Origin of the sequence: Akkermansia sp. JRP_AM1 (assembly GCF_049262625.1) — a bacterium.
In the GTDB taxonomy this organism is placed as follows: domain Bacteria; phylum Verrucomicrobiota; class Verrucomicrobiia; order Verrucomicrobiales; family Akkermansiaceae; genus Akkermansia; species Akkermansia massiliensis.
In genome coordinates this window covers 2,101,837-2,116,114 of sequence record NZ_CP118234.1, presented here as the reverse complement: position 1 = coordinate 2,116,114, position 14,278 = coordinate 2,101,837, and the positions used below count along the sequence as shown (strand labels likewise).

15 protein-coding genes and 1 pseudogene are annotated in these 14,278 nt (G+C 59.8%); 13 read left to right on the top strand and 3 right to left on the bottom strand.

Annotated elements, in window-relative coordinates:
- Positions 1-24 precede the first annotated feature (24 nt).
- The 10 genes from mce (at position 25) to PVA48_RS10080 (ending at position 7,934) form a co-directional block, all read left to right on the top strand.
- A complete protein-coding gene (mce, locus tag PVA48_RS10125; protein ID WP_102722924.1) occupies positions 25-447 on the top strand; it encodes a methylmalonyl-CoA epimerase in 423 nt (140 codons plus the stop codon).
- Positions 448-478: 31 nt separating this feature from the next.
- Positions 479-2,044 (top strand): acyl-CoA carboxylase subunit beta, encoded by a 1,566-nt coding sequence (locus tag PVA48_RS10120; protein WP_022395955.1) that lies wholly within the window; start codon positions 479-481, stop codon positions 2,042-2,044.
- Between the two features lie 21 nt (positions 2,045-2,065).
- Complete coding sequence (locus PVA48_RS10115) at positions 2,066-2,524, top strand: OadG family transporter subunit (protein WP_022395956.1); 459 nt, start codon at positions 2,066-2,068, stop codon at positions 2,522-2,524.
- Positions 2,525-2,599: 75 nt separating this feature from the next.
- On the top strand, positions 2,600-3,007 hold the full coding sequence (locus PVA48_RS10110; protein ID WP_180971744.1) for an acetyl-CoA carboxylase biotin carboxyl carrier protein subunit: 408 nt from the start codon (positions 2,600-2,602) through the stop codon (positions 3,005-3,007).
- Positions 3,008-3,088: 81 nt separating this feature from the next.
- Complete coding sequence (locus tag PVA48_RS10105; RefSeq protein WP_102713851.1) at positions 3,089-4,753, top strand: sodium ion-translocating decarboxylase subunit beta; 1,665 nt, start codon at positions 3,089-3,091, stop codon at positions 4,751-4,753.
- Between the two features lie 161 nt (positions 4,754-4,914).
- Positions 4,915-5,304: a biotin--[acetyl-CoA-carboxylase] ligase gene (locus PVA48_RS10100; protein WP_423232519.1), complete on the top strand. Its 390-nt coding sequence runs from the start codon at positions 4,915-4,917 to the stop codon at positions 5,302-5,304.
- Positions 5,305-5,308: 4 nt separating this feature from the next.
- Positions 5,309-5,563 (top strand): hypothetical protein, encoded by a 255-nt coding sequence (locus PVA48_RS10095; RefSeq protein ID WP_423231677.1) that lies wholly within the window; start codon positions 5,309-5,311, stop codon positions 5,561-5,563.
- A gap of 53 nt (positions 5,564-5,616) precedes the next feature.
- Complete coding sequence (locus PVA48_RS10090; RefSeq protein WP_102729073.1) at positions 5,617-7,113, top strand: acetyl-CoA hydrolase/transferase family protein; 1,497 nt, start codon at positions 5,617-5,619, stop codon at positions 7,111-7,113.
- A 120-nt stretch (positions 7,114-7,233) separates the two neighbouring features.
- The gene (locus PVA48_RS10085) at positions 7,234-7,488 is read left to right on the top strand and encodes a hypothetical protein (RefSeq protein WP_423231676.1); all 255 of its coding nucleotides are present in this window, start codon (positions 7,234-7,236) and stop codon (positions 7,486-7,488) included.
- A gap of 65 nt (positions 7,489-7,553) precedes the next feature.
- On the top strand, positions 7,554-7,934 hold the full coding sequence (locus PVA48_RS10080; protein ID WP_423231675.1) for a hypothetical protein: 381 nt from the start codon (positions 7,554-7,556) through the stop codon (positions 7,932-7,934).
- A gap of 306 nt (positions 7,935-8,240) precedes the next feature.
- On the opposite strand, the pseudogene rfbA reads toward PVA48_RS10080, so the two are convergent.
- The 3 genes and pseudogenes from rfbA to PVA48_RS10065 form a co-directional block, all read right to left on the bottom strand.
- Positions 8,241-9,101, bottom strand: a pseudogene (gene rfbA / locus PVA48_RS10075) (glucose-1-phosphate thymidylyltransferase RfbA).
- A gap of 9 nt (positions 9,102-9,110) precedes the next feature.
- The gene (gene rfbB, locus PVA48_RS10070; RefSeq protein WP_022397425.1) at positions 9,111-10,163 is read right to left on the bottom strand and encodes a dTDP-glucose 4,6-dehydratase; all 1,053 of its coding nucleotides are present in this window, start codon (positions 10,161-10,163) and stop codon (positions 9,111-9,113) included.
- A gap of 132 nt (positions 10,164-10,295) precedes the next feature.
- The gene (locus tag PVA48_RS10065) at positions 10,296-11,240 is read right to left on the bottom strand and encodes a 6-phosphofructokinase (protein ID WP_022397426.1); all 945 of its coding nucleotides are present in this window, start codon (positions 11,238-11,240) and stop codon (positions 10,296-10,298) included.
- A 128-nt stretch (positions 11,241-11,368) separates the two neighbouring features.
- On the opposite strand from PVA48_RS10065, the gene PVA48_RS10060 reads away from it, so the two are divergent.
- The 3 genes from PVA48_RS10060 to gatB all read left to right on the top strand — a co-directional run bounded on the left by PVA48_RS10060 (position 11,369) and on the right by gatB (position 14,210).
- Complete coding sequence (locus tag PVA48_RS10060) at positions 11,369-12,100, top strand: uracil-DNA glycosylase family protein (protein ID WP_022397427.1); 732 nt, start codon at positions 11,369-11,371, stop codon at positions 12,098-12,100.
- Positions 12,101-12,132: 32 nt separating this feature from the next.
- Positions 12,133-12,489 (top strand): four helix bundle protein, encoded by a 357-nt coding sequence (locus PVA48_RS10055; protein WP_102729076.1) that lies wholly within the window; start codon positions 12,133-12,135, stop codon positions 12,487-12,489.
- A gap of 254 nt (positions 12,490-12,743) precedes the next feature.
- Positions 12,744-14,210 carry an Asp-tRNA(Asn)/Glu-tRNA(Gln) amidotransferase subunit GatB gene (gene gatB / locus PVA48_RS10050; RefSeq protein ID WP_102729077.1) on the top strand — a complete coding sequence of 489 codons (1,467 nt, stop codon included), beginning with the start codon at positions 12,744-12,746 and terminating at the stop codon, positions 14,208-14,210.
- The last annotated feature ends 68 nt before the right edge of the window (positions 14,211-14,278 follow it).

The following is a 14,278-nucleotide window of genomic DNA, read 5'->3' as shown; positions in this document are numbered from 1 at the left end:
ATTCCCTACAACCATCATACGCATATGATTCAACAAATTGACCATATCGGCATCGCCGTCAAGAGCCTTGACGCCACCGTTCCCTACTACCGTGATGCGCTCGGACTCGGAGAGCCCCACATTGAGGAAGTGCCCACGCAAAAGGTGCGCGTCGCCATGTTTGACGTTGCCGGAGTCCACATCGAACTGCTCGAACCCACCTCTCCGGAAAGCGCCATCGCCAAGGCCATCGAGAAGAAAGGGGAAGGCATCCACCACATCGCTTTCAAGACCAACGACATTGCTGACAACATCTCCCAGGCCAAGGAAGCCGGCCTTACCGTGCTGAACGACCCGCCCGTCCCCGGCGCGCACAATACGCAGGTCACCTTCCTGCATCCCAAGTGCACCTTCGGCGTGCTGACCGAATTCTGCCAGCACCCCGGCGGTTGCGGATGCGGCAAGTAACATTCTCCGAATCCACCATACCACTATACCAATGGCTATTGATCCCAAATTGATTGACGATCTGAACAGCCGCCGCAAGAAGGTCATCCTCAGCGGCGGTCAGGAAAAGATCGACAAGAGACACGAAAAGGGCGAAATGACGGCCCGCGACCGCATGGGGTACCTCTTTGAAGAAGGCACCTTCTCGGAAATCGGCATGCATGTGCGCCACAACTGCCACAACTTCGGCATGGGCAAGAAGGAAATCCCCGGCGACGGCGTCGTTTCCGGCTTTGGCCTCGTGAACGGCCGTCCGGTCGCCTGCGCGGCCTCCGACTTCCTGGCCCAGGGCGGCTCCCTCGGCTACATGCACGCCATGAAGATTGCGGACGCCCAGAAGTACGCCCTGAAAGCCGGCATCCCAATGGTGACGGTGAACGACTCCGGCGGCGCGCGCCTCCAGGAAGGCGTGGCGGCCCTGTCCGGCTACGCCCAGGTGTTCTACAACAACGTGCTGGCTTCCGGCGTGGTTCCGCAGATATCCATGATCCTGGGGCCCTGCGCAGGCGGCGCGGCCTATTCCCCCGCCCTGACGGACTTCATCATCATGCGCAATTCCGGCAACGCCGGCATGTACATCACCGGTCCCAAGGTGATTGAACAGGTCACGTATGAAAAGTGCACGATGGACGACATCGGCTCCGCGGCCATCCACGCCTCCGTGTCCGGCAACGTCCACTTCGTGGCGGACAGCGACGCGCACGCCCTGGACATCCTGAAGAGGCTCCTTTCCTTCCTTCCCGCCAACAACGCGGAAGAACCGCCCCACAAGCTGGACACCCCGCTTGACCTGAGCGCGGACGAAGGCATGAGCGACCTGATTCCCGGCGACAACCGCACGCCCCTGGACGTCCAGCCCATCATCAGCCGCCTGGTGGATGACGGGGATTTCCTGGAAGTGCACAAGGACTTCGCCAAGAACGTCGTCGTCGGCTTCGGCCGGGTCTGCGGCGTGGTGGTCGGCATCATCGCCAACCAGCCCAACGTGAAGGCCGGCTGCCTGGACATCGACTCCTCCGACAAGGCCGCCCGCTTCATCCGCTTCTGCAACGCGTTCAACATCCCATTGGTGAACCTGGTGGACGTGCCCGGCTTCCTGCCCGGCAAGAACCAGGAACGCGGCGGCATCATCCGCCACGGCGCCAAGCTCATCTTCGCCTACTCCCAGGCCACGGTGCCCAAGGTCACCCTGATCATGCGCAAAGCCTACGGCGGCGCCTATATCGCCATGTGCTGCAAGGACCTGGGCGCTGACGCCGTTTTCGCCTGGCCCGGCGCGGAAATCGCCGTGATGGGCGCGGAAGGCGCTGTTCCGGTGCTTTACGGCCGCGAGCTGAAAGCCGTGGAAGACCCCGCGGAAAAGGCCAAGCGCCAGGGAGAACTTCTGGAAGAATACCGGGAGGCCTTCTACAACCCGTACGTGGCGGCCGGCATGGGCCAGATCACGGAAGTCATCAATCCGGAAGAAACCCGCGCCAAGATCGCCTTCGCACTGCGCACCCTCCTGAACAAGAAGGAAGTGCGTCCGGCCAAGAAGCACGGCAACATTCCGCTCTAACATCCATCTTAACGGATTCATATGTTACTTACGACACTCGCCTTTGCGCAGGGCATGGCCAACATCATGGAGAATCTGGACTACCAGATCGTCGGCATCCTGGTGGTCATGATGTGCCTGGGTGGCCTGGCCGTCATTCTGACCATCAGCGGCTCCATTGCCGCTTCCATCCAGAACAAGGCCAAAGCCAAGGCCGCAGCGGCCTCCGCCGCTCCCGCTCCTGTGCCTGCCGCCGCCCCTGCGGCAGCAGGCAAGCCGGGCATGACTCCGGAAATGCTCGCCATCCTCTCCGCAGCCGTGGACTCCGCCATGACGGAGCTCACGCCGGAAATGGTGGCCGTCATCTCCGCCGCCGTGGACGCAGGCCTGGACGGCATGAGCCACCGCATCGTGGAAATCAAGCAATCCCCGGGCTCCGGCTATGCGGCCGCAGGCAGGGCGGAAATCTTCGCCTCCCACCGCATCCGGCCCAGTCATTGAACCACTGCATTATTCACCCTTACCCCCGCCCCCGGCGGGAATCATTTAACTTAATATTCCATACCATACATTATTATGAAGAAACTTCGCATCACCGTAGACGGCAAGGTATTTGACGTATCCGTAGAACTCCTGGACCAGGTCTCCTCCACTACCTCCGCCCCGGCTCCGGCCCCCGTTGCAGCCCCGGCTCCCGCACCCGCAGCCTCCGCCCCTGTCGCGGCGCCCGCTCCGGCTCCCACGCCCGCCCCCGCCCCGGCCGCCGCCGGCGCAGGAGACGTGCCCAGCCCGCTCGCCGGCAAAGTCGTTTCCCTGGACGTTGCCCCCGGCACCGCCGTGAAGGCCGGTGACCAGATCCTGACGCTGGAAGCCATGAAGATGAACACCATCATTTACGCTCCCGCCTCCGGCACGCTCACCGCTTTCTGCGTAAGCGCGGGCGACACGGTTCAGGAAGGACAGGCGCTGGCCAAGATTGGTTAATCCCGGCGGGAGCCGTCCGGTCCCCCTAACACAGGTCCGGACTCCGACTCAGACTAAAAACCGCTACAATAATTATTCCATATGAGTCTTTTTGATTCATTAATCACCTTTTTACAGGGGATGGGCATCTTCTCCCTATCATGGCAAATGGTAGGGATGTGGGGCATTGCCGTTCTTCTCCTGTACCTGGGTGTAGCCAAGCAGTACGAACCTCTTCTGATGGTTCCAATTGCCTTTGGCGCATTAATTGCCAACATTCCGGACAACGGAATGCTCATCACCCAGCTGAACCAGCAGGTCATCTCCTCTAATAAGGCGGGGGAAGTGACCGCCACGTCCCTCAACAACGTGGGCTACCTGCGCGTTCACGTGGCCCCGCTCCAGCAGGCCCCCGTCAAGGTGCCGGCCAACCTGACCACGCCTGAAGCGCGCGCCCAGTATCTGGCAAACATGGAACAGCCCATGCAGGTTTACCCCGGCAGCCCGCTGACCGTCTCCCAGATCAAGCCCGTGCGGGAATCCCAGGAAAAAGCCAAGGCTGACGCCGCCCTTCTGGGGGACGACAGCCTGACGGTGGACCCCAACCTGAAGGACTTCCACAACGTGACGGAAGCGGACGCCAACGATCCGGTGTACCTGCTCACGAACGGTGGAGTCACCACCGTTCTGCGCCAGAAGGGAGTCAACTACTTTGACACGGAAGGTAACCAGGTTCCGGTGAATCTGGAAACGCAGAAGCTGGAACCCCTGGTGGTCTCCGCCGCAGGCAAGTACGTGGCCGTGGGCCAGCACACCCAGGAATTACTGGTCACCTCCATCCATGGGGGTCTGTACGACTGGATCGGGCTGGGCATCAAGGCTGAAATCTTCCCGCCCATCATCTTCCTGGGCGTGGGAGCCCTGACGGACTTCGGCCCGCTGCTCGCCGCACCGCGCACCCTTCTTCTGGGTGCAGCGGCCCAGGTGGGCGTGGCCGCCACGTTCTTCATGGCCCTGTTCATGGGCTTCACGCCCAATGAATCCGCCTCCATCGGCATCATCGGCGGCGCTGACGGCCCCACCTCCATCTTCCTGACGATGAAGCTGGCCCCACACCTGCTGGGCGCCGTGGCCGTGGCCGCGTATACGTACATGGCCCTGGTTCCGCTGATACAGCCGCCCATCATGGCGCTGCTGACCACGAAGAAGGAGCGGGTCATCCGCATGAAATCCCTGCGAACGGTCAGCAAGAGTGAAAAACTGTTCTTCGCCGTGCTGGTCACCATTGTCACCATCCTGCTGATTCCGGACGCCTCTCCGCTGATCGGCATGCTGATGCTGGGCAACTTCCTGCGCGAGTGCAAGGTGACGGAACGCCTGGTGCAGGCCTCCCAGAATGAAATCATCAACATCGTCACCATCTTCCTGGGGACCTCCGTGGGCCTGACGATGCAAGGTGACCGCTTCCTGCAGAAGGAAACGCTGCTGATCATTCTGCTGGGCATTGTCGCCTTCGGCGTAGCCACCGCGGGCGGCGTGATTGCCGCCAAGCTCATGAACCTCATCTGGCGCAAGAATCCGGTCAACCCCCTGATCGGTTCCGCAGGCGTCTCCGCCGTTCCGATGGCGGCCCGCGTCTCCCACAATGTGGGCCAGAAGTACGATCCCTCCAACTACCTTCTCATGCACGCCATGGGACCGAACGTTGCGGGCGTGATCGGCACCGCAGTCATCGCAGGCTACTACATCGCCACTCTGGCGAGATAACCTGATTTGAAATTATTCCAGGCCTCGGCCCATCCCATGAATTCCACCGCCCCATCCCCCACTCCTCCAGAGGAGGAAGGACCATGCGGCGACTGGACCTATCATGAATGGGCCGAGGCTTCTTCCACCAATGACCTGGCCCGTTCCCTGCCCCCCGCCACATTGCCGTCTGCCGCGTGCAGAAAAGCGGCCGCGGCAGGTTCAACCGCAAATGGGTAGGGGAGGAAGGCGGCCTGTGGTCCTCCTTCACCGTTCCCCTGGATACTGCGGCCGGCGTACACTGGGGCCATCTGCCCCTGGTTGCAGGGCTGGCCCTGCTCAACATGCTCCGCAGCATGGGCATTGCCAACGCGCGCCTGCGCTGGCCCAACGACGTCCTCATAGGAAAATCCAAACTGGCGGGCATTCTTGTGGAGCGCCCCTCCGCGCACATGGCCGTCATCGGCATGGGCATCAACATTTTCAATGACGTGGCCTCTATAGCCGGAGAAATCAAGGACCCTCCCGCAAGGCTCGCGGATTCTTGTTCAGGACTGCCCCTCACTGCATGACGTCATGGCTTCCCTCGGCAGGCATTTGGACCAGGTTTTTTCTACCTTTGCCCACGGCGGCATCCCCACCCTTCAGGAGGGGCTGGCGCAAGCATGGGCCGGGGAAAGGCCGGTTTCCATCCTTACGGATGACGAAACCATCCGGGGAATCTTTACGGGGATTGACGATCAGGGCAATCCTGTGGTATCCCTTCCGACCGGTTCCCTCCGGACCGTTCCGGCACATCTGATTAACAGGCTTGTTGAAGAACAAGCCTGACCGCTCCGTTGACACGGAGTTTCTTTCTCTTTCATCCAACAAAAATCACTGACATGAGTTACAAGGAACTAACACCAGAAGAAGCAGCAAGCCTGATTAAACACGGCCACCACATTGGCCTGAGCGGGTTTACTCCCGCAGGGACGGCCAAGGCTGTGACGGCTGAATTGGCAAAAATTGCAGAAGCGGAACACGCTAAGGGGAACCCCTTCCAGGTGAGCGTCTTCACCGGTGCTTCCACGGGCGATTCCTGCGACGGGGTTCTTTCCCGCGCCAAGGCTATTCGCTACCGCGCCCCCTACACCACCAACGTTGACTTCCGCAAGGCGGTGAACAATGGGGAAATCGCCTACAACGACATCCACCTGTCCCAGATGGCCCAGGAAATCCGTTACGGGTTCATGGGCAAAGTAGACATGGCCATCATCGAAGCCTGCGAGGTCACGGCCGACGGTAAAATTTATCTGACGGCCGCCGGAGGGATCGCTCCCACCATTTGCCGCCTTGCCGACAAGATCATCGTGGAATTGAACGCCGCCCACAGCAAAAATGCCATGGGACTGCATGACGTTTACGAACCCATGGATCCTCCCAACCGCCGTGAAATCCCCATTTACAAACCCAGCGACCGTATCGGGAAACCATACATCCAGGTTGACCCGAAGAAGATCGTGGGCATCGTGGAAACCAACTGGCCGGACGAAGCCCGTTCCTTTGCCGCGGCTGACCCCCTGACCGATAAAATCGGGCAGAACGTGGCGGACTTCCTGGCCGCCGACATGAAGCGGGGCATTATCCCCTCCACCTTCCTGCCGCTTCAATCCGGCGTGGGCAACATTGCAAACGCCGTGCTGGGCGCCCTGGGCCGCGACAAGACCATTCCCGCCTTTGAAATGTACACGGAAGTCATTCAGAACTCCGTGATCGGTCTGATCCGGGAAGGCCGCGTGAAATTCGGGAGCGCCTGTTCCCTGACCGTTACGAACGACTGCCTGGAAGGCATTTACAGGGATATGGACTTCTTCCGCGACAAGCTGGTGCTCCGTCCCTCGGAAATATCCAACAGCCCGGAAGTGATCCGCCGCCTCGGCGTCATCTCCATCAACACCGCCATTGAAGCCGACCTTTACGGGAACGTCAACTCCACGCACATCGGCGGCACGAAGATGATGAACGGCATCGGCGGTTCCGGCGACTTCACGCGCAACGCCTATATTTCCATCTTCACCTGCCCGTCCGTCGCCAAGGACGGCAAGATCAGCGCCATCGTCCCCATGGTCTCCCACCACGACCATACGGAACATGACGTCAATATCATCATTACCGAACAGGGCGTCGCCGATCTTCGCGGCAAGAGCCCGAAAGAACGGGCCCAGACCATTATCGAGAACTGCGTCCATCCGGATTACAAGAATATCCTCTGGGATTACCTGAAACTGTCCGGCGGCAAGGCCCAGACTCCGCAGTCCATCCGGGCCGCCCTGGGCATGCATGCCGAGCTGGCCAGGAGCGGAGACATGAAGAATGTCGACTGGGCCCAGTACAAGTAACCCATGTCTGCCGTCATTGCATTGGCGTCCATGACTTCACGTTAACCCTACAGGACCGCTCCCGCGCAGGGAGCGGTCCTTTTCCTTTTCCCGTCCTTCTCCACTTCCCGCTCCTCTCCCATGAACTGGATGATTTACCCCGCAGCCAAGGCATTTATCAGAGCCTGCACCTTCCTCTTCGGAGCAGGCGTCACGGCGACCGTCCTCATTCATCTTTTCATGCCCCTTTTCCTCCACTGCCCACGGACAGCCGCGCCCTTCCTGCTTTTGGGAACATGGTCGGAACTAATCTCCATCCTGGCCCTGTCTTTCCTCCTATCCTGGGGAAGCAGGGTCCTGCTGGCTTCCCAGGGGAGCAGGATCACAGAATTCTAAGCGCGCTGGCCTTCCTGCCCGCCCTGTACTCCCTCCTCATTCCGTTTGCGGGGATGCCCGTCTTATTGCAATACGCGGAAATGGACAAGGTTTGGGAGTCCTTCCTCCTTCTGGCGGCCATCATTTCTTTCTTTTCCTTCCCTTATACGGCGGGATACGGATCCGCAGGCAGAAGGACATTCCTGGCCTGGGGCATTGCGGCGGCAGGCTGCGGACTGCAAAGCGTCCTGTTCTTCCTCTCCACCCTGTTGCGGCAGTGCCTGTCCTCCGTGGCTCCCTCCCTGGCAACGCCAGCTGCGTGGCTGGCCATTATCCTGTCCTGCGGCCTCGAAATCCTGCTAGCGGCCCTTTCCGTTATTCTGGTGCGGCGCCTTTTTAAAAACGCCATGTCCATAGCCTCCATGCCGGAATTGATGAATCCTTCCATGCCGGACAGCCGCCCGTAGGCCCCTCTCTCCATTCCTACAGGCTTTCCGAAAGAGTTCCTGCCTCATCCTGCGAAATGAATGCGCGCGCTCCGCGCCGCGGCCCTTCTTACAGCCCGGGTGCGGCTCCCGGAGCGCCGAAGCCTTTTACGGCTTTGAATAAAAAACCGGCGGCATCATTTATCCGTCCGGGAACACGGCCGTCCCTACGGGCAGGCACTGCAAGGGAGGCACCCACGCCCTCCGGGAATCCCGGGCTACGGCAGGGAGCCAACGCAACCCGGGCCATTTTCCCAGGCAGGGGAAACAGGAGCGCCGCTCGGAACGTTACTTCACCAATTCGTCCAAATAACAGCCGTAGCCGTTATTTTTCATGGCTCCGGCCTGAATACGCAGCGTTTCTGCGGAAATCCAGCCGTTGTTGAAGGCAATCTCCTCCAGGCACGCCACCTTGAAGCCCTGGTGGTGTTCCAGGGTGCGGACAAACATGGAAGCCTCCAGAAGGGTGTCGTGCGTGCCCGTGTCCAGCCACGTATAGCCGCGCGCCAGCTTTTCCACGCGCAGAAGGCCCTGTTTCAGGTACTCCTGGTTCACGGAGGTGATTTCCAGCTCCCCGGGCGGATTTGGGAATCCTCTTGGCGATCTCCACCACCTGGTTGTCGTAAAAATAAAGGCCCGTCACGGCGATGTCCGACTTGGGCTTGAGCGGTTTTTCCTCAATGGAAACGGCCTTTCCTTCTTCATTGAACTCCACCACGCCGAAACGCTGCGGATCGTGCACCTGGTAACCGAAAATGGTCGCCCCGCTCGTCAGTTCAGCGGCGCGCCTCAACTTCTCCGTCAGGCCGCGACCGTAAAAAATATTGTCCCCCAGCACCAGGGACACGGTATCTTTTCCGATGAATTCCTCCCCGATGATGAAGGCCTGAGCCAGTCCCTCCGGCCTGGGCTGTTCCCGGTATTCAAAAGTTACGCCGAACCTGCTTCCGTCCCCCAGCAGATCCTGGTACAGAGGCAGGTCCCGCGGAGTGGAAATGACGAGGATTTCCCGTATCCCGGCCAGCATCAGCACGGAAATGGGGTAATACACCATCGGCTTGTCGTAAACGGGCAGCAATTGCTTGCTGACGGAAAGCGTGACGGGATGCAGGCGCGTGCCGCTTCCCCGGCCAGAACAATACCTTTCATATCAATTTCCTAGCCATTGGTTCCCAGACGTTCCAGACGGTATTCCCCGGACAGGATTCCCCGCCACCAGTCCTCATGGTCCAGATACCACTGAATGGTTTTCCTGAACCCGGAGGAATGGTCCTGGCGCGGAGACCAGCCCAGCTCCCTCCGTATTTTGGACGCATCAATCGCATAGCGCAGGTCGTGGCCGGGCCTGTCCTGCACAAAGGTGATCTGCTCCCGGTAGCTCCGGCCGTCCGCGCGGGGCCGCAATTCATCCAGATGGGAGCACAGCAGCTCCACCAGCTCCAGATTCGTTTTCTCGTTATTGCCGCCGATGTTGTACGTTTCGCCGGGTTTTCCGGAGGAAACGACCGTCAGCAGGGCTTCGCAGTGGTCCTCCACGTACAGCCAGTCCCGCACGTTTTCCCCCTTGCCGTACACGGGAATGGGCTCGCCGCCCAGGGCCTTCAGGACGACCACGGGGATCAGTTTTTCCGGGAACTGGTAAGGGCCGTAGTTGTTGGAACAGTTGGTAATCAGCACGGGCAGCCCGTACGTATCATGCCAGGCGCGCACCAGATGGTCGCTGGACGCCTTGCTGGCGGAATAGGGGGAATGGGGGCGGTACGGCGTGGATTCCGTAAACAGGCCGTCCTTCCCCAGGGAGCCGTATACTTCGTCCGTGGAAATATGGTGGAAGCGGAAACGCTCCTTCTTCTCCCCCTCCAAGGAACGGTAATATTCCAGGGCGGCCTGGAGCATGGAAAAGGTGCCCATGACATTGGTGGTCATGAAATCCCCCGGATCGTCAATGGAACGGTCCACGTGGGACTCCGCCGCCAGGTGCATCACCCAATCCGGTCCGTATTCCCGCAGGGTGTTCCGCATCAGGGCGGCGTCCCGAACGTCGGCGTGCAGGAAGCGGTACGCCGGAGAATCCGCCGTGCCGTCCAGGGAACGGACGTTGCCGGCATAAGTCAGGGCGTCAATATTCAGGACTTCATGGCCGCGCTCAAGCAGCAGCCTGACCAGATTGGAGCCGATGAATCCGGCGCCGCCCGTAACGATAACTTTCATAACACTGTTTTCAGGGAAAGATGCGGCGCCATCATACAGCAGCGGCAGGGTTTTTCAAAACAAATCCGCCCATGCCGCCGGGAACATGGAGGCATGGGCGCGGAAAAGCGGGGGCAGGAACCGCGGAACCGGCTAGCAGCTCAGTTCCCGGCAGAGGTTGATGATGTCCGGATTCACGGAATACTGCTGCCCGGCCACGGCGTCCAGGGAGGCATAGCCGTACTGGCCGTCATGGTACACCATGATCTGGTTGATGTCCCCGTTGTTCAGGGCTTCCACGGCGCGGGTGGCAAAGCGGGTGCCCATCAGGCGGTCGCGGGCGGTGGGCGAGCCGCCGCGCTGCACATGGCCCAGCACGGTCAGGCGGGTGTCCATGCCGGCGCGTTCCGTCAGCCAGCGGGTCAGGTACTGCGCCACGCGGGTGCCTTCCGCCACCACGGCGATGATGCAGCTTCCTTCCTCATTGATGACGGGCTGGAGGCGCTTGTAAATGGATTCCAGGTCGTAAGGGATTTCAGGGACGATGCAGATGTCCGCCGCGCTGCAAAGGGCGGTGGTCATCGCCAGGTAGCCGCAGTCCCGGCCCATCGTCTCAATCACGAAGGCGCGGTGGTGGGAGCGGGCCGTGTCGCGGACGGAGTCGATGCAGTCCAGAATCACGTTCTGGGCAGTGTCCACGCCCAGGCAGTAATCCGTGCCGGCGATGTCGTTGTCAATCGTGGCCGGAATGCCGGCGAAGGGTACTTCAAAATCGTTGAAAAAGTCGTTCAGCGCGCGGAAGGAACCGTCGCCGCCCATGATAACGAGCTTGTCGATGTTGCGGTCCTTCAGGTGTTCGTAGGCCTGCTTGCGGAATTCATAATCGAAAAAGCGCTTGGACCGGGAGGAGCGGAGGAGAGTGCCGCCCCTGTAAATCATGTCGCTGGTCAGTTCCCTGGTGGCTTCCTTGATTTTTCCATCGATCAGTCCTTCCAAGCCGTCATAGACAACGTACGGGTTCATTCCAAGCTGGCGGGCATGATCCACAGCCGCCCTGATCGCCGGATTCATTCCGGCGGCGTCACCGCCTGATGTCATAATGGCTATTCCACTCATAAGTAATAAGGTTAACTTGTCCGGGGGGAAATGTTACCGGGCCGGGCAAATAATGCAAGCGCGGAGTTTTTGCTGGCGCAATAAACGGCAACGCTTCATGATGCAGCGGCATGAACGACACCGCAGCAGCCATTCTGAAGGCCACGGCCGCCCTCCGGGACGGTACGGAGCGGCTCCAGTTCGGAGACCCGGTCCACTTTACCTACAACCCGCTCACCTACGCCTGGGCGCCGCATGAGCAGTACGTGCGCGCCTACGGGAACGGGGAAAAGAGCCACTTCTTCCTGGGCATGAATCCCGGCCCCTTCGGCATGGCCCAGACGGGCGTACCCTTCGGGGAAGTGGATGCGGTCGTCAACTGGCTGCACATCCGCGGAGAAGTCGGCAGGCCGGAGCACACCCATCCCAAGCGTCCCGTGGAGGGCTTCGGCTGCCCTCGGTCGGAAGTCAGCGGGCGCCGCCTGTGGGGGCTCTTTGCGGAAGCCTTCGGCACCGCGAAAAACTTCTTCCGTCACAATTACGTGGCCAACTACTGCCCGCTGATCTGGATGGGGGCAACGGGAGCCAACATCACGCCGGACAAATTACCGGCGGAACAGCGCGCCGCCGTGGATGCAGTATGCATGGAGCACCTGGTTTCCCTAATCACCATCCTGAACCCGCATACGCTGGTAGGGGTGGGAGCCTACGCCACGCAGAAGCTGCGGGACGCCGCCGAACGGCTCCCCGGCAAAAGCTTCACCATCGGCACCCTGCTCCACCCCAGCCCCGCCAGCCCCATCGCCAACAAGCTCTGGCCGGAACGCCCCCTCCAGCAGCTTAAAGAGTTGGGCATTTTATGAAGGGTTGAGAGTTCAGAGTGGAGAGTTTAGTGATGGAGGGAATTACTAGAGTAAAAAGCAGGAAATTTGCTGTTCGGATCGTTCGTTTGTACCAGTTTTTGTGTAATGAGAGAAAGGAGTTCGTGCTTTCAAAACAACTGCTGAGAAGCGGTACCGGCATTGGAGCCAACCTGGCGGAAGCGGAATGCGCCATCAGCAAAAAGGATTTCCTTTCCAAAATTTACATTGCCTTGAAGGAATGCTCGGAAACCCTCTATTGGCTGGATTTGCTTAAAGACACCTCTTTCCTGATGGAAGAAATGCACGCCAGCATTTACCGGGATGGAGAAGAACTCAAACGCCTCCTCACCTCCACCACAAAAACCGTCTCCCTCCAAATCAAAAAATAATTCTTAATCTAAAACTCCACTCTCCACTCTCCACTCTCCACTCTCCACTCTCCACTCTCCACTCTCCACTCTCCACTCTCCACTCTCCACTCTCCACTCTCCACTCTCCACTCTCCACTCTCCACTCTCCACTCTCCACTCTCCACTCTCCACTCTCCACTCTCCACTCTCCACTCTCCCGCCTCAGGCCTTTTTACTGGACAGGGAGAAGAGGGTTCCGTACAGTTTGCGCGATATTCAAGCGTTCCGAATTTATGGCAATTTCAGATTACATCGTGACCATTGGCCTGGAAGTCCACTGCCAGATCAAGACGAAGAGCAAAATGTTCTGCTCCTGCGAGACCGGCTTTGGCTTTGAACCCAATACGCGCGTGTGCCCCACCTGCCTGGGGCTGCCGGGCGCCCTGCCCGTCCTGAATGAGTTCGCCATTGAACGCACCCTGCTGACCGGGCTGATGCTGGGATGCTCCAGCCCGGAGGTTTCCCAGTGGGACCGCAAGAATTACTTCTACCCGGACATGGCGAAGAATTACCAGACTTCCCAGCTGGACCTGCCGCTGTGCCTGGGCGGGGAGGTGCCCCTGTATCCCTGGTCCTACCCGAACGACGTGATCAAGGCCGGCGTGCCCCCCTTCCGCACCGTGAAGCTGACCCGCATCCATTTGGAGGAAGACGCGGCGAAGATCACCCACCACGCCAATTATTCCCTGATTGACTACAACCGCGCGGGGTCCGCCCTGATGGAGATCGTCTCCGACCCGGACATCGATACCCCGGAGGAAGCCTACGCCTACCTCAAGTCCCTCCAGCAGATTCTGAATTACGGGGACATTTCCGACGCGGACATGGAGAAGGGCCAGATGCGCTGCGACGTGAACATTTCCCTGCGTCCCCACGGCCAGAAGGAACTGGGGGCAAAGGTGGAGATGAAGAATCTCAATTCCATGTCCGCCGTACGCCGCGCCCTTCATTATGAAATCCAGCGACAGGCGGAAGAACTGGACATGGGCATCGCACAGATCCAGTCCACCCGCCGCTGGGACGACGAACGCGGGGAAAGCTCCATCATGCGCACCAAGGAAGACGCGCACGATTACCGCTATTTCCCCTGCCCGGACCTGGTGCCCATACACACCGCCCCGCTGGTGGAGAGGGTGCGCAGCCAGATTCCGGAACTGCCCCAGGAACGCCAGAAAAGGTTCATGGAGGAGTACGGCCTGAGCGAATATGACGCCAACGTGCTGGTGGGAGACCTGGAACTGGCCCGCTTCTTTGAAGAGGCGGCGCAGGGAACCGCCAGCGGCAAGAAGATCGCCAACTGGGTCATCAACAACATTTCCGCCGTGCTGAATGAAAAAGGCATGCGCCCGTCCGAATGCCCGGTGAAGCCCGGCGCCATCCGGGACCTGATCGCCATTATTGACGACGGCACCGTTTCCAACAACCAGGCCAAGGACGTTTTCACCAGGATGTGGGAGGAACCGTCCCTCACCGCGGCGCAGGCCGCCAAGCTGCTGGGCTTTGAAAAGGCGGATTCCTCCTTCCTGGACGGCATCGTGCAGGAGGTCATTTCCGCCAATCCGGACAAGGTGGCGGAAATCCGGGGCGGCAACGACAAGCTCCTGAACTGGCTCACCGGCCAGGTGATGAAAGCCGCCAAAGGCAAAGCCAACCCGAAGATCGTGACGGAAGCGCTGAAAAAGGCTCTTTCAGAACAGTGACCAAATACTAAAGATGAAAGACCAAATATTTTCCGGCACGAGCTTTAGTATTTGGTCTTTCCTATTTA

Bases quoted from the DNA above. Each gene is read 5' to 3' on its own strand.
- PVA48_RS10055 (WP_102729076.1), top strand. From the start codon at position 12,133: ATGGAGGGAATTACTAGAGTAAAAAGCAGGAAATTTGCTGTTCGGATC.
- PVA48_RS10090 (WP_102729073.1), top strand. From the start codon at position 5,617: ATGAGTTACAAGGAACTAACACCAGAAGAAGCAGCAAGCCTGATTAAA.
- PVA48_RS10120 (WP_022395955.1), top strand. From the start codon at position 479: ATGGCTATTGATCCCAAATTGATTGACGATCTGAACAGCCGCCGCAAG.
- rfbB (WP_022397425.1), bottom strand. From the start codon at position 10,163: ATGAAAGTTATCGTTACGGGCGGCGCCGGATTCATCGGCTCCAATCTG.
- gatB (WP_102729077.1), top strand. From the start codon at position 12,744: ATGGCAATTTCAGATTACATCGTGACCATTGGCCTGGAAGTCCACTGC.
- PVA48_RS10085 (WP_423231676.1), top strand. From the start codon at position 7,234: ATGAACTGGATGATTTACCCCGCAGCCAAGGCATTTATCAGAGCCTGC.
- PVA48_RS10105 (WP_102713851.1), top strand. From the start codon at position 3,089: ATGAGTCTTTTTGATTCATTAATCACCTTTTTACAGGGGATGGGCATC.
- PVA48_RS10115 (WP_022395956.1), top strand. From the start codon at position 2,066: ATGTTACTTACGACACTCGCCTTTGCGCAGGGCATGGCCAACATCATG.
- PVA48_RS10095 (WP_423231677.1), top strand. From the start codon at position 5,309: ATGGCTTCCCTCGGCAGGCATTTGGACCAGGTTTTTTCTACCTTTGCC.
- mce (WP_102722924.1), top strand. From the start codon at position 25: ATGATTCAACAAATTGACCATATCGGCATCGCCGTCAAGAGCCTTGAC.
- PVA48_RS10065 (WP_022397426.1), bottom strand. From the start codon at position 11,240: ATGACATCAGGCGGTGACGCCGCCGGAATGAATCCGGCGATCAGGGCG.
- PVA48_RS10060 (WP_022397427.1), top strand. From the start codon at position 11,369: ATGAACGACACCGCAGCAGCCATTCTGAAGGCCACGGCCGCCCTCCGG.
- PVA48_RS10110 (WP_180971744.1), top strand. From the start codon at position 2,600: ATGAAGAAACTTCGCATCACCGTAGACGGCAAGGTATTTGACGTATCC.